The following is a 24,852-nucleotide window of genomic DNA, read 5'->3' as shown; positions in this document are numbered from 1 at the left end:
ACTGATTGAATATTTTTTGAATATTTCTTGATATGACGCACAAATTGTGCCATACAGTATTCGAGACACAAGATAGAAGGCGAATCAGAACTGAACCGTGACGCTGCATTGCAGGCAACCCGTGAACAGCTTGAGGCACCAGTCTGGGATCTCATTGAAGAGCTGGAAAAATCGCTCGTGTCTTTCGCCAAAACGCCTCATGTGGATATTGGCTGCCCAAGGGCAGTAGGCTCCGCTTTGAATTGCGCGCTTCCTAGTGCTGCCCTAGCCGCTGATTTGGACGGCCATGGTCTGGAAGTAACGTACTGTCGAAGCGGACAATGCAACAAGCTGACGGGTGAAATTCAAATCTCGGGGCAGACATTTAAGGTGAGTTTGGAGCTGCATCTGTCAGGACCACGTGGCGGCACAACAAAGAAAAAGCATCAATTTGCCAAATCTGACGTCAGTGTCTGCGATATTGAACAACAGCCACTGCTTATCGACTACGATGTAGAAGCTCCAGATCGGCTATTGTTTTTTGTTGCCTGTCACCTTAGCGGGACCGGAGTGTCGGTTGCGCGAGCGTGCTTCAAGTTCGCTGACGGTATTGATCAGAGAATGCTGGAAATCCATCGCCCAGTCGAGAAAACCGTCGCTGCAACTGAGGATCGAGGTCCCGACGAAGGGCCATTGGGCACAATTATGAAGGTTAAAAAACCCGAGGGAGAAAAGAAAGAAGATGGCATCGAGACAAATAAACGGGGGGATGCTGCTTCTAGCTCGTAAGAGACGTAGAAAAACTCAAAAAGACTTAGCTGCCGAAACTGGAGTGCCACAAGCAGCACTATCCAGAATTGAAAACGGAACACGGGACGCGCTGTCGCAGGAGGAAATCCAGTCGGTAGCGCGTTCATTGGGATTCCCGGTTAGCTTCTTCTATGAGCAGGAGCCCCTCTATAGAACCCCACTAAGCATACATGGGGCGGCATTTCGAAAGAAATCTGCCGTCTCTGCGAAAGATCAGGACGCAGTGATTTCATTGGCAAATCACCTGGTATTGCATTTCAGAAAGATGCTGGAAGCCATTGATCTTGAGCCGCAATATCCGCTCCTTCAGTTCGAGGTGGTGGATAGTAAATCAAGCGTAAGTGAACACGCGAATGCGGTAAATTCCGCGAGCGAGGCCGCTCAAAAGGTACGTGAATCTTGGCAACTGGGGGACGGACCGCTAGTGAATTTGGTTCGCTACGTAGAAGCCACTGGTATCTTCGTCGTCGAAGGAGATTTCGGCGGCGCTGATATCGATGGAGTAACTTTGCGTCCACCGGGCATGAAGCCTGTCGTGGTCCTTAACTCATCTCGGCCTGCTGATCGAAAGCGGTTCAGTTTAGCTCACGAGTATGGGCATGTGATTCTTCATCCATTCCCATACGACGCTATGGAAAAAGAGGCCAACGAGTTTGCGGCGGAACTGCTGATGCCTGCAACTGGAGTATTGACTGACCTAAAGCGCGGTTTGACCATACCCCGTCTTGGGCAGCTAAAGCTAAAATGGCGTGTAGCAATGTCAGCTTTAATTTACCGTGCCAAAACGCTTGGAGCTGTATCAAATGAAGCGGCAACATCGTTGTACAAAAAGATGAGCTACTATGGTTACAGGACAAGTGAGCCCCACGAGTTCGATGTTGAACCAGAAAAGGGAAGGCTGGCCACGCAGCTGGTTAATCTCCATATTTCTGAACTCGGATACTCGCTCGAAGAGCTCGCAGAGGCGACACGTACAAATCCACAAGAGTTTGCAGAAATGCATGGGCTTGAAGCGGTCAAAATCAAGACGAAGCCAAAGTTGCGGCTGGTTGCAGGTCAAGCCTGGGAGAGTTCTGAATAGCCTCTTGCGGTTAGTTCAGAGAAGCGTTCATACAGGTCGCGCCTGGAATTGCGCGGAGCGTGACGGCCACGCTCCGACATCGAAAAATTCCTCGTCCAATTGGAGTTTCACTTGTTCCACAACGCCCCGCGGCGACTGGATGTTTATTCCTCTATTCTTTGAACCGTTCTACAATTTCGGGGGGCAGTAAGTGCCGCCATTGCTCTGGCGTATTTTTCCAAAGTTCCTCATCGGAGACAGGCTCTGTACTAACCTGCATCCGGCGTTCTGTGCCCGCCTGAGCATTCTCAACATCTATGCCGAGCGATTTCAGCAGTTCGCGAGTCTTAGCTTGGCCTTCTGGTGTCTCGCCGTGGCGACGAAGGACTTCTTTCAACGCTTTAACTTTGGCTTTGGCTGTGGCTTTGGCTTCAGGCCCGTGAATATCAGCTCGGGTGAAACTAGGGTTGTTTTCCTTAGTCATTGTCTACTAGCGCTCCCTGCTGGGTTGTTCCCGCTTCCGCCACCAGCCGGGCGACGACCAAGATATCTCTCCGTACCCCTTTGTAGCGCACCTGTAGACGCCTGTGCACCAGCTGACAGTGCGGCGGCAATTGAAGGCAACAGGAAGAAGAAAATGATGCCGGTGACGGTGACACCTGCGAAATAGAACATAGCCAGGGTCGCCGGAAGAACGTCAGTTTGAAGCACCGCTCGTTCCAGCATCAGAATGATGGTCAGTGACAGGACGTAAATCAGCAATTTGAAGATGAGAAAGTTCAATATCTGCCCCAGCCAAGAGAAGAACCAGCCGCGTGTCACGTCAAACAGAGCGAAGCAGATGAAGATTGGTCCAATTGCGGCCATGATGGCGAGCCCGACCGTCGCGACCAGCGTGAACACAAAGGCTGTACCGGACAGGATGACCCCGCCCAGGAACATCACGATCCCATAGTAGATTGGTACGATGATCTTGCCCGCTAGACCTTGTGAGACATGATGCTGAAATACGCGCTCGGCTATGCCGACGCTTTTGGAAAACACAGGGTCAGACGGCAGTTGCCCGGTGCCGGAACCGCCAGTCAACGCATCAACAAAGTTGGGCAGGTCCCTGTTGATGACGTTGCCAACCCATGTGGAATAGTCGCCTGCGGACGAGACCAGGCTCCAGATGATCGCCAGTTTGATCCCACGAACGGCGAAGTCCAGGACGGGTTCCTGGATCGCACCTTTCATAATCCCGATGCCATAAAGGATGAGGTAGAGCGTCATTGCAGCCGTCAGAGGCGCTGTCAGCTCCGCCGACATGGTGCCCGCGATGGTGTTTGCCGTGTTGGTGATGGCGTCGATGAAGTCGCTATAGAGGTTTTGCCACATGCTCAGTCTCCGAAATATTCTTGGGCTGCTGCAATGTTCTGCTGGCTGTTGATCAGCAGAGTTTCCGTTTGCCGCTGATCCTCAACCCTGGTCTGCGCCTGTTGCAGCATGGCTAAACTCTGAATGCGGTTGGTGTCGTTCTGGAGCATCGCTGTCTCGACCTGGAGGCGGGCTGACAGCGCGTCAATCTCTTTCTGTGTCGAGGCCCCACCAATCGCCTGCCGTAACCGTTCCAGCCCAGCCAAGCGGTCATCTGCGGACTGAACGATGCGGTCGCCCAGAGCCGCATCACGGGCCGATTGCGCGCCGATACGGTCCAGCTCTTGCCGGTAGAACTCTTCTGCGGAAATATCGGCCGAGGTGACGCGCGTATGATCCAGGTATCGGCCCGCAGTGCCGGACAGGTCGCCCAAACTGTTGATGTCTACCTCAAGCAAGTTGGCAATCTCGGTAGCCTCCGGCCCCAGAAGTTCCCGCACCATCGGATCGTTGAGCGCGTTGGCGATATCGGCCATGCCGTTGACTGAATCATACAGCCGTTTGGCCTCTTCCAGCTCTTTCACCATCTGGGCAATTTCTTGTGCGAATTGTTGTTTCGCATTCGCAATCTGGGTGGCATCGATCACAGGGACACCCTGTGTGAATGCAGGTTGCGCCAGAGCGATGATTGCGGCAGCGAGTAATAGATTCAGCTTCATAGTTTGTACCTTTTCAATTGTTTGATTGCAGTTCGGTGGCCAAGGTCAGCGGCGTTGGCCATCCAGAGTCTTGCATGGCCCTCTGCGCCTTGATCTGAGTAAAGCTCAGCCAATGCGAATGCCGCCTCCGGCATTCCGTTGACAGCGAGGGAGCGCAGCTCGTCGGAAATCGCCATTGAGCGCGCCCAAGGCTTGATCAGCAGTTCGGTGATCAGGAGACCGGCGGCTAGCGGGATCGAGAGCGCCACCAGGACCTGCAAATCATTAGCGGTAAGGGTGCATCCAACGGACCAGCAGCCACGCTGGCGACTGAGCTGAAACAAGCAGGGGACGGCGACAAGAGCGGTCCATGAAATGCTGATGATCCAGACGCATCTCATTACACCCCGCCATTGGCCCCAAAAGCCATAGCCGCCACATAGACGCGACCAGGCCCGTGCCGTCAGGCGCAATCGCGTCAAATTGGTACTGCTCATCGCCTTGGTCATTTCGGCGGGTTCGCATCTTGCAAAAAAACGCTGAGAAGGTTTCGGCGTTGATGCTGAGACACAAACCAGTCGATGCGGAGTTTGCCTTTGGGTGAGCGGTAGCGCTGAGCGACAACCTTTTTCTGGCCATCTATGTCAGCCCAGAGAATGAGGTCGTCGGGCACAGCAGGGACAGAGGAATTGTGCACGGAGGGAGTTTGTTTTCTTAGCATTTTAATCTCCAAGAAATTGAAAGTTGTTTTATCGTAACCGCCCTGGGTCGTTGCGCTGAGGTGATGCCTGCCCCAGCGCGTCTCGGTGTTGATTGGTCTGATCCGCTTTGCGGTCCGAAAATTCGCGGTAGCCAAGGCTTATGAGGCGCTGAGAAATATCCCTTTGGACTTCCTCGGCTGGCTTGACCTTCAAGCTTGTGATCGCCTGTGCAACCGTCGCCAGAGCCTCTTGTTCAATAGGCTTCTTCTCACGCTCGAACGCATTGAGAAGGCGTTCAACCGCATAGATCGTTGTGCCCATTTGCTTGATGTGCTCGGCGTCTTCGCGCGCCACATCGCGTTCGGATTTTAGGGTGCGAAGCAGTGCTTCGTCCTGGTTCGCCTGCGTTCTTAGCTCCTCGATCAGAGCATGTGTGCGGTCGGCTGCGCCGCGAACAACGGCGTTAACGGTGGAAGATATACGCTGAAGGTACTCTTCGTCGGATTCGCCCCCGCGCCCCATCATGCCGCCCTTTTGTCGAGCTGGGACCTGAATAGTCTCGGTCTCAGCGCGATTCAGAGCCGCGTAGTAGGATTTGACCCTTTGATGTGTCGCCTTGCTGCCCTGAACGCCCCGGATCAGGCCATGTGATTTGCCGACGCGTTCGGCAAAGTCGCTTTGCATTTTGCTCAGTTTTTGCGAACCGCCAAGAAAGTGGCGGGCATTAAGCTTGCCTCTTGCATCTTTGGGCATGACCATGGCGGTCAAGTGCGGTGTGGTCTCGTCCCGATGGATAACTGCTGACAAAATGTTCTCAGCCCCGTGTCGGGTTTTCAGCCAATTGATGCTCTTGGCAAAATACTCATCTTGCTCTGACCGGCTCATACGCGCCATCGCATCAGGACTGCCTGTGATCAGGTATTCGATACCGACAACCGCGTTTTTTCGCACTTTTTCCGGCGCGTTCGCTTTCCAAGCGTCCACTATCTCCTGGCTGTTATCAGGCCCGATAACCACTTGGTTCTGTGCTCGCCGTGCATCGTCCGCGTTTGGTGTTTCGCGCTCTCTGAACGTGTGTTGGAGGCTCGCGCCCATGTTTCCGAGTTCTTGATCTTGGTCGTTCTCAGGATGACAAAACCACTGACGTTGCCGTCGCCAGTAGGCAGTGACTTGCCGAATCCGCCTCCGCCTTTCGTTTTGGTGACGCGCCGACGATAGGTTTCATCCAGCGCTGTTTTCTCTTCCAGCATGTGTCTCACCTTCGGGAAATATCCTCGGGGTCCGGGGCAGACAGCCCCGGAATCTCTGCGCTCAGCCTGCCAAGCGCCGCTCGCCAACAGTCTGCGCCTCGGCTATCGCAGCCCGAACAAACCGGAGCTGTGATTGCCATTCGGCGCTGCCCATTGGTGCAGGGGTGCGGGCGGGTAGCCAAAATCCAAGGTGATGTTTGTGCGGCGACAAGGGCAGGCTGCGCTCAAGCGTTGGCAGGCCCTCTTGTTCTAACCGTGCATCCCAATCTCGGACGAAACAGATGCCCCTAGGAACAAAGGTCAGCGGCTGGCTGCTCTGTTGTGGTGGATCGGATTGCCTTGCATCGGGCAAACCCGGGTCGACCGCAGCCTTTTGTCCTTTAGATTGTTCTTCATCTATATAGGAAGGCTCACCAGTGAGCCTTGTTTGAGTCACCAATGACCCCTTTCCCTCGCTGTAAAGGCTCACAGATGATCCCTTTTTTCTGCGGCGAAACGGGATGATTTTGCAGGGCGCGCGAAGATCATATTTGGTGAGGTTGCCCGCACCACGCCCTTCGGTGCGAAACAACCAGCCAAGTTCCACAAGCTGACGGATACACCGCTTGATCGTCGCTAGGGACAAGTTGCCGAGATATTCGACTAAGGTTTCCTGGGAGGGGTTCAGCTCGCCTGTTTTGTCATTCGCGAACTGAACGGCCAGAGCCGTCGCTACTGCCTTTGTGGAGGAATTGAGGTCGCTACGCTGTGTGACAGCCTTTAGCCATTCGAACCGATTTAGTTTAGCCATCGAGACCTCCCGCGATTGCAGTCAGGGCCGCGAGATGGTATTGATTACCTGCAAACTTTTTGAATTGGCCGTTGACGAGGGTGGCAGCCCAGTCAGCGGCTTTTTGCTTTCTTGGGAACCATGCGAGGTTCGTCAAAGCTCCAGAATGGCTAATGATTTCAGTGGGTGGAAATTTGAGGTTCGCCAGCTTAACCCTTTGAATTCTCTCTCTCCACGCAGTCCTGCACGGCTCACCACTTCCTCTCTTTCCACTGAAAATTGCCAGATGATCTACCAACCACCGCAGCTGTCGCTGCCGGGTGTTTTTCAGTCTTTTCTTGTAAAAGTCCTCTGTTCTTGTGGCTCTGTGGTCGCGGGGGCTTCCTTGGGTTGCTAGGGTGCGGCGAGCGCTAACGCAAAGCGGTGCGGCCTGCGGGCGGTTGCCGGCTTTGTCCCAGAGGTAAGGAGCCTGTGATGGTGTCGCCTATGTTTGAACTGCCTGCGAATCCGGTGATTCCGGTTGAGGGTCAGGAGACCGGGTTTCCGGTAGGCCGAATCTTTTGTGTCGGGCGCAACTATGCAGCCCATGCGGCTGAAATGGGCGTTGAGGTGGATCGTGAAAAGCCGTTCTATTTCACCAAATCAGCAGCCAACGCGGTGCTGAGCGGTGCCGAGGTGCCCTATCCGCAGGGGACAGAGAATTTTCACCACGAGATGGAGCTGGTGGTGGCGATTGCTGCGCCGTTGCAGGATGCGACGGCGGCGCAGGCGCGGGCGGCGATCTGGGGCTACGGCTGCGCGCTGGATATGACACGGCGGGATCTGCAACTGGGAGAGCGGCAGAAGCAACGCCCGTGGAGCCTGGGAAAGGATCTGGAGAACGGCAGTGTCTTTGCGCCGCTGCGCGCGGCGGAGGAGTGGGGCGCGCCGGGGGAACAGCGGATCTGGTTGCGGGTCAACGATGAGATTCGCCAAGACGCCTCGCTTGCGGAGCTGATCTGGTCGGTTGAGGACATACTGTGCCACCTGTCACGGTATTATCATCTGCGGCCCGGCGATCTGGTCATGACAGGCACCCCGGCTGGCGTCGGACCGGTTGTCGCAGGCGATCATATCGAAGGCGGAATTGACGGGTTGATGCCGGTGCGGTTGACGCTGCGCTGAGGGATCGGCGCGCGATATACAGGCGTCATGGTGAGTTTAACATCAATACACACCTATGGCGCGAGTTTAGTAACCGAATTACCGCTTGTTTCGATCATCCTGTAACGTATTTTTCTTTCAACACACCGCGCGGACTGCGCAGGATCGCGAAATCATGTGGCAGAAATGCATGATCATCTGTTGATGGTTACAAATGCACCTAATAGCTGGTGAGCCAAGGGGGCGCTATCGTGACGATCTGGGGTCAAGTAACCTCGTTTGCACAGTGTCGCAGGGCAAGGGCGTTTGTTGCATCGGCTGGGTCCGATGGCGATAAATGGAACGAACAAAGGTCAGAGGGAGGAAACACATGACCACTCGGAGAAAGCTACTTGGCGCGGCGGGGGCCGTTGCACTCATGGCAATGGGCGGGACGTCCGCCATGGCACAGGAGGTGACGTTGAAGCTGCACCAGTTTCTGCCGGCGCAGGCGAATGTGCCCAAGTTGATTCTGGATGTCTGGGCCGACAAGGTTGAGGCCTCTTCCGATGGCCGCATCAAGATTGACCGCTATCCGTCGATGCAGCTGGGCGGCAAACCGCCAGAGCTGATGGATCAGGCCATTGATGGTGTTGCAGATATCGTCTGGACCGTGGTGGGCTATACGCCCGGCCGCTACCCGTCGACCGAGGTGTTTGAACTGCCGTTCATGATGACCAATGCGCGTGCGGCGTCGCACGCCTATTGGGAAATGTTCGACGAACATATGAAGGACACTGAGTTCAAGGACGTGAAAATCCTGGGCACATGGGTCCATGGTCCGGGCATCATCCATACCACTGATCCGGTGGAATCCCCCGACGACCTGCGCGGCATGAAGATCCGTGGCGGTGGCCGGTCTGTGAATGGACTGCTGACCGAGCTGGGCGCAACCCCGGTCGGTATGCCGGTTCCGGCCATCCCCGAAGCGCTGTCCAAGGGCGTGATCGACGGCACCACTATTCCGTGGGAAGTCACCACCGCGCTGAAAGTGCCGGAGCTGGTTGAGAACCACACCGAATTCACTGGCCGCGCGCTTTACACGCTGACCTTTGTTCTGGCGATGAACAAAGAGAAGTACGAGAGCCTGCCTGACGATCTGAAAAAGGCTGTTGATGAGAATTCCGGTCTGGAATTCTCCGTCTTTGCCGGTGGGACCATGGCGGATGCCGACACTCCCGCGCGGGAATTTGCGCTGGACGAAGGCAACAATGTCATCACTCTGGACGAAGAGCAGACCGCGATCTGGCGTGAGGCGTCCCAGCCGATCTACCAACAGTGGCTGGATGATATGAAGGCCAAAGGGGTCGATGGTGACGCGCTGCTGGAGCAGGCCACCTATCTGATCGACAAATACACTGCTCAGTACGACAACTGAGCCAAGACCGGTGGACCTGCGGCTGCGTTTATCCGCAGGTCCACCCCCACCTGAAAGGGTAGGCTTTCCATGCACAAGCTGATGATGGGACTGGCCAGATCCATGGCCATGGCGGGCGGCGTTGTGCTGTCGCTGCTGATCCTGCTGACATGTCTGTCGATTGCCGGGCGTCTCTTGAACGGGGGGCTGCACGGCGCCCTGATGCAGAGCATCGCGCCGGATCTGGCCGAGTGGCTGATCGCGATCGGTGTCGGGCCGATCAACGGGGATTTCGAGGTGGTCGAGGCCGGTGTTGCCTTTGCGATCTTTGCCTTTCTGCCGCTGTGTCAGATCACGGCAGGCCATGCGTCAGTGGATATTGTGACCAACAGTTTTCCGAGGGGAGCCAAGCGGTTCCTGCGAATGGTGACGGAGATCGTCTTTGCCGCAGTGCTGGTGCTGATCGCGGTCCGGCTTGGGGCTGGTGCGCTGAGCAAGTTCCAGAATGGCGAGACGTCCTTCCTGCTCGAGTTTCCGGTCTGGTGGGCCTATGCCGCCAGCCTCGTCGCGGCCAGCGTGGCCGCCGTGGTGGGCATTTATATGGCCGCCGTACGTACGATTGAATTTATGACTGGCCGCATCCTTGTCTGGGACGGCGTGGAGGGCGAACAGTGACTGCGCTTGAAATCGGGATTGCCTCTTTTCCCGTCCTGATGATGCTGATTTTCCTGCGGGTTCCGATTGGCCTGTCGATGTTTCTGGTTGGTCTGGTCGGGTTGATCATCGTGACCGACGGCACCCAAGTTGCCTTTGGCCGGATGAAAAGCGAGACCTATTCGACCTTCTCCTCCTATTCACTGACCATCGTGCCGATGTTCCTGCTGATGGGCCATTTTGCGACGCTGGGGGGGATGTCCACCGCGCTGTTCAAGGCGGCGGAGGGGTTCCTTGGCCATAAGAAGGGCGGCGTTGCCATGGCAGCCATCGGCGCCTGTGCGGGCTTTGGCGCGATCTGCGGTTCGTCGCTGGCAACTGCGGCGACCATGGGGCGGGTGGCGCTGCCGGAGCTGCGCAACTATGGCTATGCCGGTGGGTTTTCCACCGCGACGCTGGCGGCTGGCGGGACCCTTGGTATTCTGATCCCGCCCTCTGTGGTGCTGGTGATCTACGCGATCCTGACCGAACAGAACATTGCCAAACTGTTCTTGGCGGCCTTCATCCCCGGAATTCTGGCGGCCATCGGCTATGTGATTGCGATCTCGATCTACGTCCGTGTCTTTCCCGGCAGTGCCGGCACCCGCCCGCCCGTGCCATGGGGCGAGCGGTTTGCGGCGCTGTTTCACGTCTGGCCGGTTCTTCTGGTCTTTGGACTGGTGGTTGGTGGTATCTACCTTGGTTGGTTCACCCCGACCGAAGGCGCCGCCGTTGGCGCGTTGGGGACCGGGCTGATCGCCTGGCTGAACGGCGGGCTTAATCGCGAGACCCTGACCGATAGTTTCATGGTGACGGCACGCTCGACCGCGATGATCTTTTTCATCGTGCTGGGGGCCGGGTTCTACAACGGGTTCCTCGCCCTCACCAAGGTGCCGCAGGAGCTGGCTGATTTCGTGGTCTCACAAGGGTTGAGCCCCTGGATGGTGCTGATGCTGATCTTGGCGTTCTATCTGGTGTTTGGCTGCCTGATGGACAGCCTGTCGATGATCCTGCTGACCATCCCGATCTTTTACCCTGTCATTTCGGCGATGGATTTCGGTCTGGTGAACCTGCCCGCCATGCAGGCCGAGGCCGCGATGGAGGTGTTGAAGGCAGGTGTGCCACAGGGGATGGGGGCGGAAATGCTCGCCTCAATCCAGGAGGCGATTGCCACCGGTGCTGAGCTGACCCGCGAGCAGATGAAAGAACTGGGCATTCGCGTGACCAAGGGCATGGCGAACCGGATTGAGACCGAATACGTCGCAATCTGGTTTGGTATTCTGGTTCTGATCGTGGTCGAGGTTGGCCTGATCACGCCGCCGGTGGGGATGAACCTGTTTGTGATCAACGCGATGGATCGCACCACCCGTATGGTCGATACCTATAAGGCGGTGATGTTCTTTGTCGCCTCCGACCTGATCCGGGTTGTGATCCTGGTGGCCTTTCCGATCATCACGTTGCTGCCGTTGATGTTGATGCGCTGACGGCGCGGTTCACTCTCGCGGCCATCCGTTTGACCCTGGGGTCTGATGGGTGGCCGTTGCCATTTCCAATCCTGTTTTCCCAGATCCGAGGCCCAGAATGACCGACAGCCAGACGCCCGATTTTATCCATGAGATCCGTGTGGGCTGGGGAGACTGTGACCCGGCGCGCATTGCCTATACCGGGCATTTGCCGGGGTTTGCGTTGCAGGCGATTGATGCCTGGTGGGAACATCAGCTGGATGGCGACGGCTGGTATCAGATGGAGCTGGACCGTGGCACCGGCACGCCCTTTGTGCATATGAGCATTGATTTCCGCTCTCCCGTCACACCGCGCCATCGGCTGGCCTGTTCGGTCTGGCCTGTGGCTCTGGGTCAGAAATCCGTGACCTTTCGGGTTGAGGCACGGCAGGATGGCACCCTTTGTTTTGAGGGTAAATTTGTCTGTGTCTTTATCGCGCCAGAGGATTTCAGCGCCAAACCTGCGCCTGAAGATTACCGCGCAGTGATTGAACCGCTGCTGCGGCCCGACCTCGCCTAGGGCGGGGAACTCCCCGTATTAGAGCCGATGTCAGAGCGGTTCGCGCTGCCAGCCATCCGCAAATGACACCCGCTCCATGTCGCTGAAACGGCGGGTCCGTTCCAGCTCGGCCTCCAGTCGGTTCTGCCGTGCCGGAGACCATTTCACGCCCCGCTCTGGCCAAAGCGCGGTGACATGTAGATCGCCTGCGAGGTCACCCGCCTGACGGTGCGCCTTCATATCGATGCGGCCCACCAGACGGTCTCCCTCCATCAGCGGGAAGACATAATAGCCGTAGCGGCGTTTGGCGGCGGGGGTGAAAACCTCAATCCGGTAGTGAAACCCAAACAGCCCTTCCGCGCGCTTGCGATCCCGCAGGGCCGGATCAAACGGGCTGAGGACACGCATGCGGCCGGGGGGTGGTGGCAGCGCGGCGGCCTGTTCGACAGCACCGGGGCGGGCAAAGACACGGCGGCTACGCCCGTCCGTTAGCGTGACATCGACCGGTTCAATCTGCCCATCCGCCAGCGCCTGTTTGCACCACGTGGCGCATTCCGCTGGGGAGGCCGTGGCCCAGAAGGCGGCCAGCTCTCCTGAGGTGGCAAAGCCGAGACGATCCAGCGCCGCGTTGCACAGCCAGTCCAGCGTTTCTTCCGGCGCGGGGGAACCTTGCGCGGGGAGATATCGGCTGTCGATGACCCGTTTGCTCAGATCATAGCGTTTCTGAAAGCCGCTGCGCCCGACCACCGCCAGCGCGCCGGAGCGCCAGAGGTATTCCAGCGCGGTTTTTGACGGGTGCCAGTCCCACCAGCCGCCGGTGCCCTTTTTCTCGTCCTTGCCTACGTCCGAGGAACTGACCGCACCATAGTCGCGGATATGGTCGAGAACATGCTGGAACTTCGCCTCGTACCCGTCGCGGCGCCAGTTGCGGTATCTTTTGCGCAGCACCTCGGCATCGCGCTGAAACCGCAGGTGCCAGTGCGGGTAGAATTCCATTGGAAGGACAGCGGCGTCATGGGTCCAATGTTCGAACAGGTTGTGATCCTGCTCATAAAGCCGTTTCAGCGCCGTAGGCCGATAGCTGGGCCTGCGTGAGAACAGGATCATGTCATGGGCGCGGGCGACGGTGTTGATGCTGTCCAGCTGCACAAAACCAAGCCGGGTGATCAGCTCCAGCAGTGCATCACCCTTGGCCGACCCGCTGGGTTGCTCCAGCAGGGCATGCCGATCCATGAACAGGCGCCGCGCGGCCCGGTTGTCCAGCCGCGCAATCGCCATCAGCGCCGCTTGAGCGTGTCACCAAAGGTGATCGTGGGCGTCAGGGTCACGTGCTTTTCGATCTCGGCATCCGGATTGTCGAGTTGGGCGGCAATGATCTCAGCCGCCTTGCGCCCGATTTCCAGACGACAGGCATCCATCGTGGCCAACTGCCGTGGCAGCCCCTGCAACAGTTCGACCCCGTTGAAACCGGCAAGTCCGATCTGACCGGGAATGTCGATTTTCTGATCCATCAGGTAGAGCATGCCACCTGCGCCGATCATGTCGTTGGAATAGTAGAGGAAATCCAGCTCCGGAGAGCGGTCCAGCATCTCCTGCGTCATCTCGCGGCCCTTGGCGAGCGCAGAGCCACCGGAGTAGAAAGCGCGATCCATGATCTCCACGCCTTCCTTGGCGAGGGCTTCGGTAAAGCCCTCGAACCGTTTGCGCGCGCGGTGGTCCAGCGGCATTTTGGTGCCCATGAAGCCGATATTGCGGTAGCCCGCTTTCAGGATCGCCTTCGCCATCTCTCGGCCTGCGCGCCGATGTGAAATACCAACCATCGCATCCACCGGCTTGCCATCGGTGTCCATCACCTCAACCACCGGAATGCCCGACGCATTGAGCATGGCACGCGCGGCTTCAGTATGTTCAAGGCCTGCGATAATGACGCCAGAGGGCCGCCAGGAGAGCATCTCGTAGAGGACTTTCTCCTCTTTCTCCGGCTGATAGTCCGTGACACCCACAACCGGCTGCAGATCGGTATTTTCCAGCACTGAGTTGATGCCGGTCAGCACCTCGGGAAAGACCATGTTGGAGAGCGATGGGATAATGACCGCCACCAGATTGACCCGATTGGAGGCCAGCGCGCCGGCAATCTTGTTGGGGACATAGCCCAGTTCCTTGGCCGCGCTCAGCACCTTGTGGCGGGTCTTTTCCGACACATCGCCCCGGTTGCGCAATACGCGACTGACGGTCATTTCTGACACCCCGGTGGCTTCGGATACGTCACGAAGAGTGAGCGGGCGCTTATTGTCCGTTGTCACGTCGATGGCCTCACATTGTTGTTCCCGTCAGGTTAGCGCAGACAGCGCAGGCTGCACAATGGGACAGCCGCCGCGAAATCCAATTCCTTAGGATTGTCTTGCCATGACGGGTTTGCTATCGCGTAAACAGGCTGGCCCGGATCAGGCCCCGTGGCTCAACTGGATAGAGCAGCCCCCTCCTAAGGGGCAGGTTGCAGGTTCGAATCCTGCCGGGGTCGCCAAAACCGCCTGAAAAATATGGCATATTTGCAAGGCGTTGTGCAGAAGCATGTAGAAGCGCCCGTTTTGTTTTCCGCCGAATTCTCCGAAAACGACCGAAATCTCGTACAAAACCTGTACAAAATTCGCACGTTTGTGCGTTTTTCGGGGGTCAATCATGAGCCGCCATAGCTTTGATCCTGAAATCGCCGGACGTGTCGGTCTCAATGCAGCGGTGATTTTCCAAAACATCATCTTTTGGATCGAGAAGAACCAAGCCAATCGCCGCAACCTTCGAGATGGTCGCTATTGGACCTACAATTCGATCTCGGCCTTTGGCGAGTTGTTCCCTTATCTGAGCGAGAAGCAGATCCGAACAGCGCTCGAAAAGCTGGTCAGTACGGAGCTGGTCATCAAGGGCAATTTCAGCGATGATCGCTATGATCGGACCTGTTGGTATGCCCTGGGCAACTCCATTTGCCCAAATGGGCAAATCGATCCGACCGAAAGGGAAAATGATGCATTTGCCCCTGAGGTCAAGCCATCTGCCCAAGAGGGCAAATCCTATAAGAACAGATATAAACCATATCAAAAACCAAATCCTTCGCACGCGAAGGCGGCGGTCGAGGATGAAGTTTCTGAAAAGATTTTGTCAGCCTATCCCGAGGATCGCATTCGCGGGAAAGCGATTTGTCTCTCGCAAATCCGCCAAGCGCTGGCGGACGGAGTGGACACCAAAGACCTCGAGGAAGCCGTGCGGGCCTATGCGACCGAGAGCGAAGGTTTCACCCGCTCGAAGGTGTGCTTCTCCGACAACTGGTTCACCTCCGGTCGTTGGCTGAAATACCTTCACGACGTTGAGGAGGCACGAGAAGCGGGCAAAGCCAAAGAGGCCGAACTGCTGAAAGGCTTGGCCGATTGGGTCACGGACCGCCATCCACTGTGCCGCCACATCACATCCGACCAAGTGACCGCTTTGCTGGCCGCAAACCTAGTCAGCCCTGCTGAAATCGAGGCGGCGGGGCTCAGAGCATGAGTGCGACCGATCTCCACGAAGAGCAGAGAGCAAGGTTACCCACCGATTACATCGGCGGGACTTGTGAGGGGCGGCAAGCCTCCCCTTCAAACCCCAACCAGACGCGCGCAAGTGGCGTTAAAGAGGGCCTTTCTGAGAGCGTGATCTTTCGATGCACCCCGTCGGAAAAGGCAACACTTGTGGCCAAGGCGCGCGCCGCTGGCCTGCCCAATGCCACGCTGATGCGCGGGGCCTTGGGGTTGGTCGAGGCGCGCCGACGCAAGCCCGTCCCTCGCGTTGATCCGAAGCTGACCTTTGCGATTGCCCGCGTTGGCGGCAACCTCAATCAACTCTCCCGTTGGATCAACGGCGCGGTCAAATGCGGCCGCGCGAGCCAGATCGATGCGCTCAAGGTCACGGCTCAACTGGTGGTCATCGAACGGCAGATGGCGCAGATCGTAGCGGCACACACGCGCGGTGACGCATGATCATATCCTTCTTCTCTACCGGCACAGGTGGCGGTGCGGCCCCCGTCGACTACCTGACAGCGCGTGAAGTTCTTGCCTATGACGAGAACCGCAACCTCATCCGCGACGACACCGGCCAGCCGCAAACCAAGATCCGCGACCCGCTGCCCGAGGTACTGCACGGTAATCCAGACCAGACCCGTGACCTGATCGACGCGAGCCCCAACAAGTGGAGCTACACCGCAGGCGTGATCAGCTTTGCCGATAGCGATGATCCCAGTCCCGACGCCCAGCAAGAGGCCATTGAGCTATTTGAGGCTCTGGCCTTTGCTGGGCTGGACAGGGATCAATACGATTGTCTCTGGGTGCGCCACTCGCATGAGGGCAACGTCGAGCTGCACTTCTGCACGCCACGCCTTGAACTCAGCACCGGCAAAGCGCTGAACATCGCACCACCTGGGCATGAGAGCGCTTTTTCCAGCCTGCGCGATTTGATGAACAAGACGCACGGTTGGGCAGACCCTTTGGACCCAGAACGAGCCCGTGAAGTCAGGGCGACGATTGAAGCGCCGACGCGCGCGCAAGGTCGTGAGGCGCTGCACGATTGGATCCTCGATCAGATCAGCGTCGGCACCATTACTGACCGTGCCAGCATTATCGATGCTTTGGCCGATGCGGGCTTCGAGATCCCCCGCACCAGCAAGAACTACATCACCGCCAAAGACCCCGACACCGGCGAGCGCTGGCGTTTGAAAGGAGAGATTTTCCATGACGACTGGCAAGCCGAACCGTCTCGCCGAGAAATTGAACGCGGACCTGGAGACAGTACGCAGCGACCACGCCGCCTTGATGGCATCTCAACTGGAGAGCTTCAGGAGCGATTTCAGCAGCATTGCGACCAGCGCGCTGCATACAATCGAGACCGATATCAAGTTCTTTCTGAGCGACAGCAGGAGCGAGTTGGAGAGGCGGAGCGAGACGATCAAGCGCTGGTTGAAGATCTCACCCTGGGTGATCGTGGTGATGGTCTCATCCTGGATCGCGACAGTGCTGATCGCGAGTTGGTTTTGGACGGGTTTGATCACGCGCTCGGAGATGACGAGGCTTGGCCTGACACGGATCGAACAGGTTGGGCAGACATGGGTGACGCTGGACCCCGACCGGACCGAATTGAAGACCTGCACCATGGCCGGGACGCCGGTCATCTGTATCGAGATCAAGGAACCCTAGATGACACAGACCCTGACAGCATTGGAACGCGAATTGCTCGCATCCGTCGAGCGGTTGGTGAAGGCCTGCGAGAGTTCAGCCAAGGAATTGCACGCCTTGGAGAAGCGCTCGACCAGCAGGATCGAAAGCAAGGTGAATGGCTTGGCGCATTGCGTGGCGCTATTGATGAAATCACATCTCATGTCCGTCACCACATTGGCCGACTTGCTGCGCGAGGAACGGAATTACGAGAAGCTTCAGACGGGATTAGAGACCAGCTGGAAATTAGCGAAAGACGCCGAGAAGCGGCTGAAAGAGAGCTAGAGGCACGTGATAGCCACCGCAGCGCGGGACACACGCTTTGACGAATTTTCAGGACGCAGAAAGTCACTACATGCAATTTGAACACACCCAATTCACGCTCGGTTTCCGCCAAGCTTTAGAATACGGCATCGACTATCGCGACTATGAAAAAGTCGATCGACTGCCAGATGGCATTCTCCTGATGGCCATCGCAGGCGTCTGGGGCGATTACAGCGGCATTCGCTGCCTGTTTATCGACGAAACTGGCCAAACCTACCGCCGCCATATAACCGGCCGCGCAGGCCAGTACATCATCCGTGAGCTGGATCTGAATGCAAAAGAGATGGAGGTCGGGCAGGTAGTTGTGGCGGATAATGGCTAACTAGCGTCGTTGCGGACGAAAAGGAGATATTTGCAGCTCAAGCGATATCGTGTTCGCGGCTTAACAATAGCAGGCGTTCAAATGTTGAGGCGAGAAATTCGCGCGAATGAAACGACGTTGCCGTTTGCCACTCGCAATATATAGTCCCGTTACCACCATAGTTTCCAGCATTTAGAGAAATTTACTATGCAACTTGATCCCGTCCGTCCGAGTAGAGCAGGAGATCAATTCCACTACCTTTGGGCTGCACGACGTAGTCTGCGCCTTCTGATGTCTTCGTCGGATTTGGTTGCAATCGCGATCGAAGGCGTTTCAGAGTCTGAAACCAGTGAACCAAGTGGTGAGAACGGCGAGGAAGTAATTGATGTCGCTGAGTATTTTGGAAGTGAAGAGCTCTGCAAGTGTAACAAAGTGACGTATCTCCAACTCAAGCACTCGACCTTGAATACAGGGAAACCTTGGGTACTAGGCGATCTGAAGAAAACAATGGTGGGCTTCTACAAGAGGTACCATGCGTTCCTGTCAGGCATTGCGGATCCGGAAAAGCAGTCAGTAGAGTTTGTGTTTCTGACCAACCGGCCTGTTGCGGACTGGGTTCACAGTTTGCTGGACAGGATCAAATCAAGAAAATTTCTGCCGACTGACACCAAAAAGTGGCAGCAAATTAAACGGTACCTTTCGGCGGACGATGAAGCCGCATACGACTTCCTTCGGCATTTCAATATTTTCGATACGACCGATGGGTACTGGGAACAGCGTAACGTCTTGCACCAGGAATTGACAGGCTATCTTCCTGGTCCAGACCAAGACGCAGCGGACCAACTGCTGCTTTTGGTAACCAAAAAGGCACTGCCCGAAAGCTCAAGAAATCCGTCCATTAGAAAGGAAGATGTCCTTCGTGCTCTGAAGACCGACGAAGAGCAACTCTTCCCTGCGCCATGTCTTGTCGAAGAGGCAGCTGAACTACTTGCTCGAGAGCAAGAAGATGAGTTCGTCGATGCTATCTTGAGTGAGCCCCATGATCCAATCATAATTCACGCTGGTGGCGGCGTCGGAAAAACTGCGATGGCCCGTAGGGTGTCGAACCGGCTGCAAGACGAATGTGAAGTCGTGCTGTACGATTGCTTTGGAAACGGCGGATACCGAAGCACAATCAGCCCCAGGCATCGACACGAAGTTGCATGCTGTCAGATAGCCAACGAATTGGCCGCAAGAGGTTTGTGTCACCCACTTATCCCATCAAACCTCGCAAATGCGGCGGATTACTTGAGAGCCTTCAATCGCCGCCTGACTCAGGCAATGGAAGTACTGGCCGTCGAAAATGCACACGCCAAAATCGTCATTATAATCGACGCTGCCGACAATGCTCAGATGGCAGCACAAGAGTGTGATGAACGAACGAGTTTTCCTCGTGATCTATTGAGGCAGAGCCTACCCAAGGGCGTTGTTTTGGTATGCTTGAGCCGATCGCACCGTGTCGCTGAATATCTCGCTCCGCCTCTGGACTGTAAAACCCTGGAACTAGCGTCTTTCTCACAGGCGGAGACAAAACAGTTTCTCCACAAGACCTACCCGAAAGCGTCCGGGCATGATTTGCTAGAGTTTCACCGGCTGACTTCCCAAAATCCAAGGGTTCAAGCAACAGCACTTGAAACAACTTCGTCTCTCAGTGAAGCCTTGGAGGCATTGGGTCCCACAGCAACTACGGTCGAAGATACTATCCGCCAGTTGTTCGCTCGATCAATTGAAACATTGAGAGATCAATCGCCCAACGCAGAATCGGCTCAGATTCAGTTGTTTTGCGAGGCGTTGGCAGCGCTCAGGCCGTTTGTTCCAATCAAAGTTCTATCGCTCGCTTCGGGCCTGCCAGAAGATGCAATTAAGAGCTTCGTCGTGGACATCGGTCGCCCTCTACAGATCCGGTCCGATGCTGTTCAGTTCATAGATGAACCTTCCGAGACTTGGTTTCGAGAAACCTACAAACCGAGCCGCCGGGAAATGTCAGATTTTGTCGACAAGGTCATGCCACTTGCGACGAGCAGCAGCTACGTAGCATCAGCTTTACCGCAACTCCTGCTTGAAGCCGGTAGATACAACGACTTAGTGGAGATGGTCTTATCAGAGGCCGTGCTTCCTCAAGGCACTCCAGCAGAAATGCGGCAGGCGTCACTCAGCAGGCTTCAGTTTGCTCTCAAGGCGGCTCTGCGTGACAAGCGTTTGGCTGATGCAGCGAAGTTGGCATTGAAAGCTGGCATTGAAACGGCAGGGGACGATCGTCAGCAGCAATTGTTTCAAGACAATGTTGATCTAGTGGCGCATTTTCTGTCGGACGATCAAGTGCGCGAAACAGCCGCAAACAACGGATTCTCCACTTCTTGGCATGGAGGTCAGCGCGCCTACGAGGCAGCCCTACTCGCAAACAATGAAAGCACAATCTCAGAAGCAAGAAACACTCTCCGCGTTGCGAAGAGATGGCTGAAAGCATGGGCTGGTCTCGACCCAAAGACACGTGAAAAGGAGGAGATGTCGGATAGTGACATCGCCGCACTCGCACTCGCTTCATTGAAGGTCGCTGGAGCCGCCGCCTTCGTAGCGGAGCTTGAGAGTTGGACACCCAAAAGCGTGGCTTATCGTGCGGGGTTTATTGTTGCTGAGAAGCTAGTCGATCTCGGCTACTACGAACTCCTCGACGAGATCAGTAACGTGGCAAAAGATAACCTTTGTATTCTGCTGGCAATAACCCGAGCGCAGTCGAAGGTACTGCGGTTCCCGCCGAAGGACGCCGTGCTACGTGCCTTCAACGGTTTGGTTGCTTCGCCGAAACGTTTGAAAAAGTTTGAGAACCAGCATGACTACAGGCAGCCGCTCCTATCGATCGTACGAGATGTAGCACTTGCTGCTGCCCATCACGGCGTCGCCCCCCGCGCAGCTATTGCAGCCATGCTCACGAAGTATATTCCTGATCCGTCCAAAACCTACTTCAGCAATTTTTCATCCGAGCCGAAGTCGACCATAATTTCTGCTCAGTGCCTAAGAGCCAAACTAGCTGGCGACAACATCAAGTTGGAAGACTTGGCGAAATCAGAAATTCGAGAAGAGCTGGCTAAGGACCGGCAGGTACATAGTAGAGAGGCGCGAGAGTTTCTTGACGAAGTTGGACCAGTGTTTCGGTGGCATATGCTTTGGGCCAGCGTCCAGCTTGGTGAAGCAAACACAGACCAACTCAACGACCAGATAACTCTCTGTATCGAAGACTATAACAAGAACCTAGAATACCGAGATCGCGATCGACGCCACATTGCCGGCGAAGTATCGAAACTCTGGGTGCAGGTCCTTTCTCGGATCGATGATCCAGCTCCCTGCATGTCTCGGTTCATCGAGTGGAAAAACGGCTTAAAGCGTCAGTTGTTCACGCCCGACCTGTGTCTCCTCGCACGTGTCTGTTCGAGTTCGAACCCACTCAAAGGCTATGCGATAAACTTTGCGGTGGAAGCCGCCGACATCCTCCAGAACGAGCGTATGGAGGCTGAGCAAAAAGTTGAGGGTTTCTGCGAAATATCACGCTCTATCTTTGTTCTAAGTCCCGGTGAAGCCAATTGCTATTTTGACCAAGCAGTCGAGGTTGCAGGTAGGATAGGACAAGAGCACCTAGACTATTGGAAAGCAATCATAGAGCTGTCTGAGCAATCAGCGACGATAGATTCACCCCAATCCGAGCTAGCATATCGTGTCTCTCGCGGAGCCGAGGTCGTCTATGAGTACGTCGCCCGCGACAAGTACTTTGACTGGAAAGGTACCGTGGAGGCAATCACGATGCTCTGTCCTGCATCGTCGCTCGCAATACTAAGCCGCTGGAGAGACCGAGGTTTTGGGTGGCAGGAGCGAATTCTACCGATCGCTTTGTCGAAGCTGGTTGATATGGGCGAAATCAGCCACGTGGGGCAACTATCTACGATCGGATTTGATATTCACTCACGGACACCCGAGTTACTTGAGTCGGCTTTGGCCACCTGCGAAAGTGAGTATCTCCGACGGAGGATCTTTGATGAGACCGCAAAATATACATTAGTCTCAGGCGCTTCATCTTCACACCTCAGCAGTTTTGTTAAAATTGGCCAGTCAAATGGCTGGCCGGTCGAACGGTTGAGCGCACACTTGTCCATGGCAAAGTGCCGGGAAGCAAAATCCGACAACAACAGTGGTTTCGCGGGAACAGGCGAGAGAAGCGAAGAAAAGGATTGGAACCATATCTTCTCCGGATTGCAGTTAGATGATCCGGTTACCGTCCGAGGGTGTTATCAGCGGTTTAGGGGTTCTGTACCTCCGTACTATTTATCGAGCTTTTCTGCTCGGTTTTTCGAGCGCACCAGTATCGGAAAAGAGGCCGACGCACTGAAGTCGCTGTTCTTGATGAAAGACATCAGCCTCTATGACGTGCAAGGTATATTGGAGGCGGTTCCTAAGGATTGGAAAAAGCTTCAAAGCGTAAGACGAGCGCTAAGAGAAATCATAGAAGAGGTATGCCGCACCCATTTTTATGAGATAGCAAAGAGCAGATACTACCAACCTTTGCCCTTTGAATTCATTGCCGAAGTGACGGAAATATCGACATCAGAGGTTTTTGGTTTTGTAGTGGACGAAAGTGCGAAGCATCCGGATCTTTTCGGCTCGCAGCGCTTGTTAACTCTTGTTGGCCTGATAGCAAGTCAGATCTCACCGAAAGAAGCACAAGATGCCTTGAGCTACGGGTTGGCTCTCTTTGAGAAAGAAATGAATGAAAGTGATGGAGACGGGCCATGGAAGCCTGAGTTCCTCCCACCTTCTGATGCGACAACTGGCTTGGCTGGGTACTTATGGTCCAGTTTGGCAGCTCCTGAAGTATCAACCAGATGGCAAGCGGCACACGTCGTTTGCCTATTGGCCAGTTTCAGTGAAACGAAGGTCTTGGGAGCTCTCGGTCGGCTGGCGAGGGCCGAACAACCCAACGTTTTCTACGACTTTTCGTTACCGTTCTACAAACATGCTGCTGAACAATGGTTATTGCTTGCACTTCGGCGAACACTCAATGCGGGTTATAGTGTCCCCCAAGAATTGACAAAGTTCATCCTGGATTCCTGTTCGCCAACAGTGACCCACACAATCATACGCGGGTTCGCCGCTCAATGCGCGTTACTGTTGAACAAGAACGGTACTGCGACGCTTGATGAGAAAGAGGTTGCCAGGTTGCAAGAAATCAATACGTCCGATTTTGCTCCAGTCTCTAGGCAAGACATGAGTACTGAACTAACGAACCAAAGCCAGCCATTAAACGAAGATGATCGATATTACTTCGGCCATGATTTACCCCAATATTGGTTCAGTCCCTTGGCACGTGTTTTTGGGATTCCGCAAAAAGAAATCGAACGACGGGTTTTAAGTGTCATCCGAAACAAATGGAAATCAGCCGCCACCGGCGCCTGGGTGGAAGACCCTCGAGGAAAACGGGGCCATTATGAAGGTATGAAAACCCATCACTCTCACGGAAGTTATCCGCGAGTTGAGAGCCTAAGCTTCTATCACGCTTATCACGCTATGATGGAGGTCGCGGGTGCTCTGATCGATGAAGTTCCAGTCCTGGAGAACCCGGATTATTATGATAGCCTTGAAGACTGGATCCAACGACATTGGATCACCCGTTCTGACGGCAACTGGTTGTCTGATCGTCGCGATCCAAAGCCTCCCTCCTGGCCTGATTGGAAAAACACCGAGGAAACGGGTGAATGGCCCACTTCGGTAACAAAGGACGTTTTACTAACGCAAATCGAGCACCAAGATTTCATTCCGGTTTGGGGCAGCTGGAGGGAAGTCGCCGGGGACAGAGAGCAGTTCGTCCGTATATCTTCCGCTCTTGTTTCACCGGAGAGGTCAAGGTCGTTGGTGCATGCTCTGCAGACCGCCACCAATCCAATGGACTATCGCATTCCGCCAGCGGGTGATGAACTGGAGATCAATGCGGGGGCGTTCCAGCTCCAAGGTTGGGTCGCAACGGATTCAAAAAGTGAAGGAATTGACGAGTATGACCCTTGGGCTGGGGTCGTCCATTTTCCAAGCATTCGTCCGGCGAGCTGGCTCTGCGATGAGTTCGAGCTGACTTCCGACAGCGAATGTCGAATCTGGCAAAATCGTTCGGTTCCAGATGGTGTTCAGTTCAGGTCGCTGACATGGGGTCGAAAGGAAGAAGAACGGGAATTCCGGACCGCAGAGACGGGTTCTCGTCTCGAAATTCAACGAGACGCACTCTTGACGTGTCTAAAGCAGCTAGACCGAGAGCTTGTTTTTGAGGTTCAAGTTGAGCGGGAGTTCAGGAGGGACTCCTATCGAAATCGCGAAAGATCATTTGGAACCTACACGCCACCATACACACTTATTTTAACGATGGATTTCGATGGAACACTCCGAACAATCTAAGAAAACAATCGAACTGGGGAAAAGGATCGTCCAAGATCTACAGCTCGATCAGAGTTGCGATACGCTAGGGCGCTGGATGGCCCATCATTTGGCCCAGCTTATTGCCAAAGCTGAAGATGGACCTGAAGAAGACAGGAGAACGGCACAACAGGAATGTAGGGCCGGAATCCTTGAGCTTTGGGAGCACATACTCTCTGTTCCAACTGCGTCCAGACCATTTCGCGACCTGGAACCTGTTTTTGAAACGATAAGGGCCCTGGATCCCGACGAACGCTTGTACTTCTACCAGACGCGAGCTCAGGAAGTGGCTGATAACTCAGATCTGCCCCAATCAGCAAAGGAATGGCTGAAGCTATCGAGGGGGATTGACTACAGTGCCCGGCTCCTAATCCAGATGTGCTTCGAGCGCGTCGCTGCTGAGACTTCAGGCAAACTTAAGGAATGGATTGAACTAGCGTCAGATGCTGGCGCGCGCGATCTGCCAATTGCAAAAATAATCTACCAACTGGACGAACAGAAAAGCGACCCGAAGAGAGATGTGGAAGAGAAGAGAAAAAAGCTTGAAGAACGCCTAGAGCGCCTAAACAGCATGGTTCGGCTTTCTGATTTGCTCGCACAGGACATCCAGTATCAGCTTGATGAAATGGACAGACGTTAGGCCACATTCTGTCG

22 protein-coding genes and 1 tRNA gene are annotated in these 24,852 nt (G+C 55.4%); 14 read left to right on the top strand and 9 right to left on the bottom strand.

The genetic code is table 11. The annotated features are described in order from the left end of the window. Positions 1-108 precede the first annotated feature (108 nt). Both D1820_RS11885 and D1820_RS11880 read left to right on the top strand, forming a co-directional pair. Positions 109-768: a hypothetical protein gene (locus tag D1820_RS11885; RefSeq protein ID WP_118069212.1), complete on the top strand. Its 660-nt coding sequence runs from the start codon at positions 109-111 to the stop codon at positions 766-768. Next, entirely contained in the window at positions 722-1,870 is a 1,149-nt protein-coding gene (locus D1820_RS11880) for an XRE family transcriptional regulator (RefSeq protein WP_118069211.1), read from the top strand. The genes D1820_RS11885 and D1820_RS11880 overlap by 47 nt, the downstream gene beginning before the upstream one ends. A gap of 151 nt (positions 1,871-2,021) precedes the next feature. Here D1820_RS11880 and D1820_RS11875 read toward each other — a convergent pair whose 3' ends face one another. The 7 genes from D1820_RS11875 to D1820_RS11845 form a co-directional block, all read right to left on the bottom strand. Next, a complete protein-coding gene (locus D1820_RS11875) occupies positions 2,022-2,333 on the bottom strand; it encodes a hypothetical protein (RefSeq protein ID WP_118069209.1) in 312 nt (103 codons plus the stop codon). Continuing rightward, on the bottom strand, positions 2,330-3,226 hold the full coding sequence (locus D1820_RS11870; RefSeq protein WP_118069208.1) for a type IV secretion system protein: 897 nt from the start codon (positions 3,224-3,226) through the stop codon (positions 2,330-2,332). The genes D1820_RS11875 and D1820_RS11870 overlap by 4 nt, the downstream gene beginning before the upstream one ends. 2 nt (positions 3,227-3,228) lie before the next feature. Then, the gene (locus tag D1820_RS11865; protein WP_118069206.1) at positions 3,229-3,924 is read right to left on the bottom strand and encodes a type IV secretion system protein; all 696 of its coding nucleotides are present in this window, start codon (positions 3,922-3,924) and stop codon (positions 3,229-3,231) included. Further along, positions 3,921-4,400, bottom strand: coding sequence for a hypothetical protein (locus tag D1820_RS11860; protein WP_162894094.1), 480 nt, complete (start codon positions 4,398-4,400; stop codon positions 3,921-3,923). Before D1820_RS11860 ends, D1820_RS11865 begins: the two co-directional genes overlap by 4 nt. Before the next feature lie 252 nt (positions 4,401-4,652). Continuing rightward, positions 4,653-5,699 (bottom strand): MobV family relaxase, encoded by a 1,047-nt coding sequence (gene mobV / locus D1820_RS11850; RefSeq protein ID WP_118069201.1) that lies wholly within the window; start codon positions 5,697-5,699, stop codon positions 4,653-4,655. Next, positions 5,588-5,854: a hypothetical protein gene (locus D1820_RS19125; protein WP_162894042.1), complete on the bottom strand. Its 267-nt coding sequence runs from the start codon at positions 5,852-5,854 to the stop codon at positions 5,588-5,590. Before D1820_RS19125 ends, mobV begins: the two co-directional genes overlap by 112 nt. Positions 5,855-5,915: 61 nt before the next feature. Next, the gene (locus tag D1820_RS11845) at positions 5,916-6,644 is read right to left on the bottom strand and encodes a helix-turn-helix domain-containing protein (RefSeq protein WP_118069200.1); all 729 of its coding nucleotides are present in this window, start codon (positions 6,642-6,644) and stop codon (positions 5,916-5,918) included. A 453-nt stretch (positions 6,645-7,097) separates the two neighbouring features. Between D1820_RS11845 and D1820_RS11840 the strand changes: the two genes are divergently transcribed. The 5 genes from D1820_RS11840 to D1820_RS11820 all read left to right on the top strand — a co-directional run bounded on the left by D1820_RS11840 (position 7,098) and on the right by D1820_RS11820 (position 11,877). After that, complete coding sequence (locus D1820_RS11840) at positions 7,098-7,787, top strand: fumarylacetoacetate hydrolase family protein (RefSeq protein ID WP_118069198.1); 690 nt, start codon at positions 7,098-7,100, stop codon at positions 7,785-7,787. Between the two features lie 349 nt (positions 7,788-8,136). Continuing rightward, a complete protein-coding gene (locus tag D1820_RS11835; RefSeq protein WP_118069196.1) occupies positions 8,137-9,183 on the top strand; it encodes a TRAP transporter substrate-binding protein in 1,047 nt (348 codons plus the stop codon). Positions 9,184-9,252: 69 nt separating this feature from the next. After that, entirely contained in the window at positions 9,253-9,837 is a 585-nt protein-coding gene (locus D1820_RS11830) for a TRAP transporter small permease (protein ID WP_096790079.1), read from the top strand. Beyond that, positions 9,834-11,339 carry a TRAP transporter large permease gene (locus tag D1820_RS11825; RefSeq protein WP_118069195.1) on the top strand — a complete coding sequence of 502 codons (1,506 nt, stop codon included), beginning with the start codon at positions 9,834-9,836 and terminating at the stop codon, positions 11,337-11,339. Before D1820_RS11830 ends, D1820_RS11825 begins: the two co-directional genes overlap by 4 nt. A gap of 97 nt (positions 11,340-11,436) precedes the next feature. After that, positions 11,437-11,877 (top strand): thioesterase family protein, encoded by a 441-nt coding sequence (locus tag D1820_RS11820; protein WP_096790078.1) that lies wholly within the window; start codon positions 11,437-11,439, stop codon positions 11,875-11,877. Positions 11,878-11,907: 30 nt separating this feature from the next. Here D1820_RS11820 and D1820_RS11815 read toward each other — a convergent pair whose 3' ends face one another. Both D1820_RS11815 and D1820_RS11810 read right to left on the bottom strand, forming a co-directional pair. After that, positions 11,908-13,134, bottom strand: coding sequence for a winged helix-turn-helix domain-containing protein (locus D1820_RS11815; protein WP_118069193.1), 1,227 nt, complete (start codon positions 13,132-13,134; stop codon positions 11,908-11,910). Beyond that, the gene (locus D1820_RS11810) at positions 13,134-14,159 is read right to left on the bottom strand and encodes a LacI family DNA-binding transcriptional regulator (RefSeq protein ID WP_118069191.1); all 1,026 of its coding nucleotides are present in this window, start codon (positions 14,157-14,159) and stop codon (positions 13,134-13,136) included. The genes D1820_RS11815 and D1820_RS11810 overlap by 1 nt, the downstream gene beginning before the upstream one ends. A 144-nt stretch (positions 14,160-14,303) precedes the next feature. Here D1820_RS11810 and D1820_RS11805 point away from each other — a divergent pair. From D1820_RS11805 to D1820_RS11775, 7 genes are all read left to right on the top strand, one after another. Beyond that, positions 14,304-14,380: transfer RNA gene (locus D1820_RS11805), tRNA-Arg, on the top strand. A 155-nt stretch (positions 14,381-14,535) separates the two neighbouring features. Next, positions 14,536-15,393, top strand: coding sequence for a hypothetical protein (locus D1820_RS11800; protein ID WP_118069190.1), 858 nt, complete (start codon positions 14,536-14,538; stop codon positions 15,391-15,393). Continuing rightward, positions 15,390-15,860: a MobC family plasmid mobilization relaxosome protein gene (locus D1820_RS19200; RefSeq protein ID WP_254683307.1), complete on the top strand. Its 471-nt coding sequence runs from the start codon at positions 15,390-15,392 to the stop codon at positions 15,858-15,860. Before D1820_RS11800 ends, D1820_RS19200 begins: the two co-directional genes overlap by 4 nt. Further along, entirely contained in the window at positions 15,857-17,413 is a 1,557-nt protein-coding gene (locus D1820_RS11790) for a relaxase/mobilization nuclease domain-containing protein (RefSeq protein ID WP_118069187.1), read from the top strand. The genes D1820_RS19200 and D1820_RS11790 overlap by 4 nt, the downstream gene beginning before the upstream one ends. Positions 17,414-17,442: 29 nt before the next feature. Further along, on the top strand, positions 17,443-17,733 hold the full coding sequence (locus D1820_RS11785; protein WP_118069185.1) for a hypothetical protein: 291 nt from the start codon (positions 17,443-17,445) through the stop codon (positions 17,731-17,733). A 186-nt stretch (positions 17,734-17,919) separates the two neighbouring features. Further along, entirely contained in the window at positions 17,920-24,180 is a 6,261-nt protein-coding gene (locus D1820_RS11780; protein WP_118069184.1) for an ATP-binding protein, read from the top strand. Continuing rightward, entirely contained in the window at positions 24,158-24,838 is a 681-nt protein-coding gene (locus D1820_RS11775; RefSeq protein WP_162894093.1) for a hypothetical protein, read from the top strand. The genes D1820_RS11780 and D1820_RS11775 overlap by 23 nt, the downstream gene beginning before the upstream one ends. Positions 24,839-24,852: the final 14 nt, after the last annotated feature.

Source organism: Phaeobacter sp. LSS9 (assembly GCF_003443595.1).
GTDB lineage: Bacteria > Pseudomonadota > Alphaproteobacteria > Rhodobacterales > Rhodobacteraceae > Phaeobacter > Phaeobacter piscinae.
This window is presented reverse-complemented; position numbering and strand designations above follow the sequence as displayed.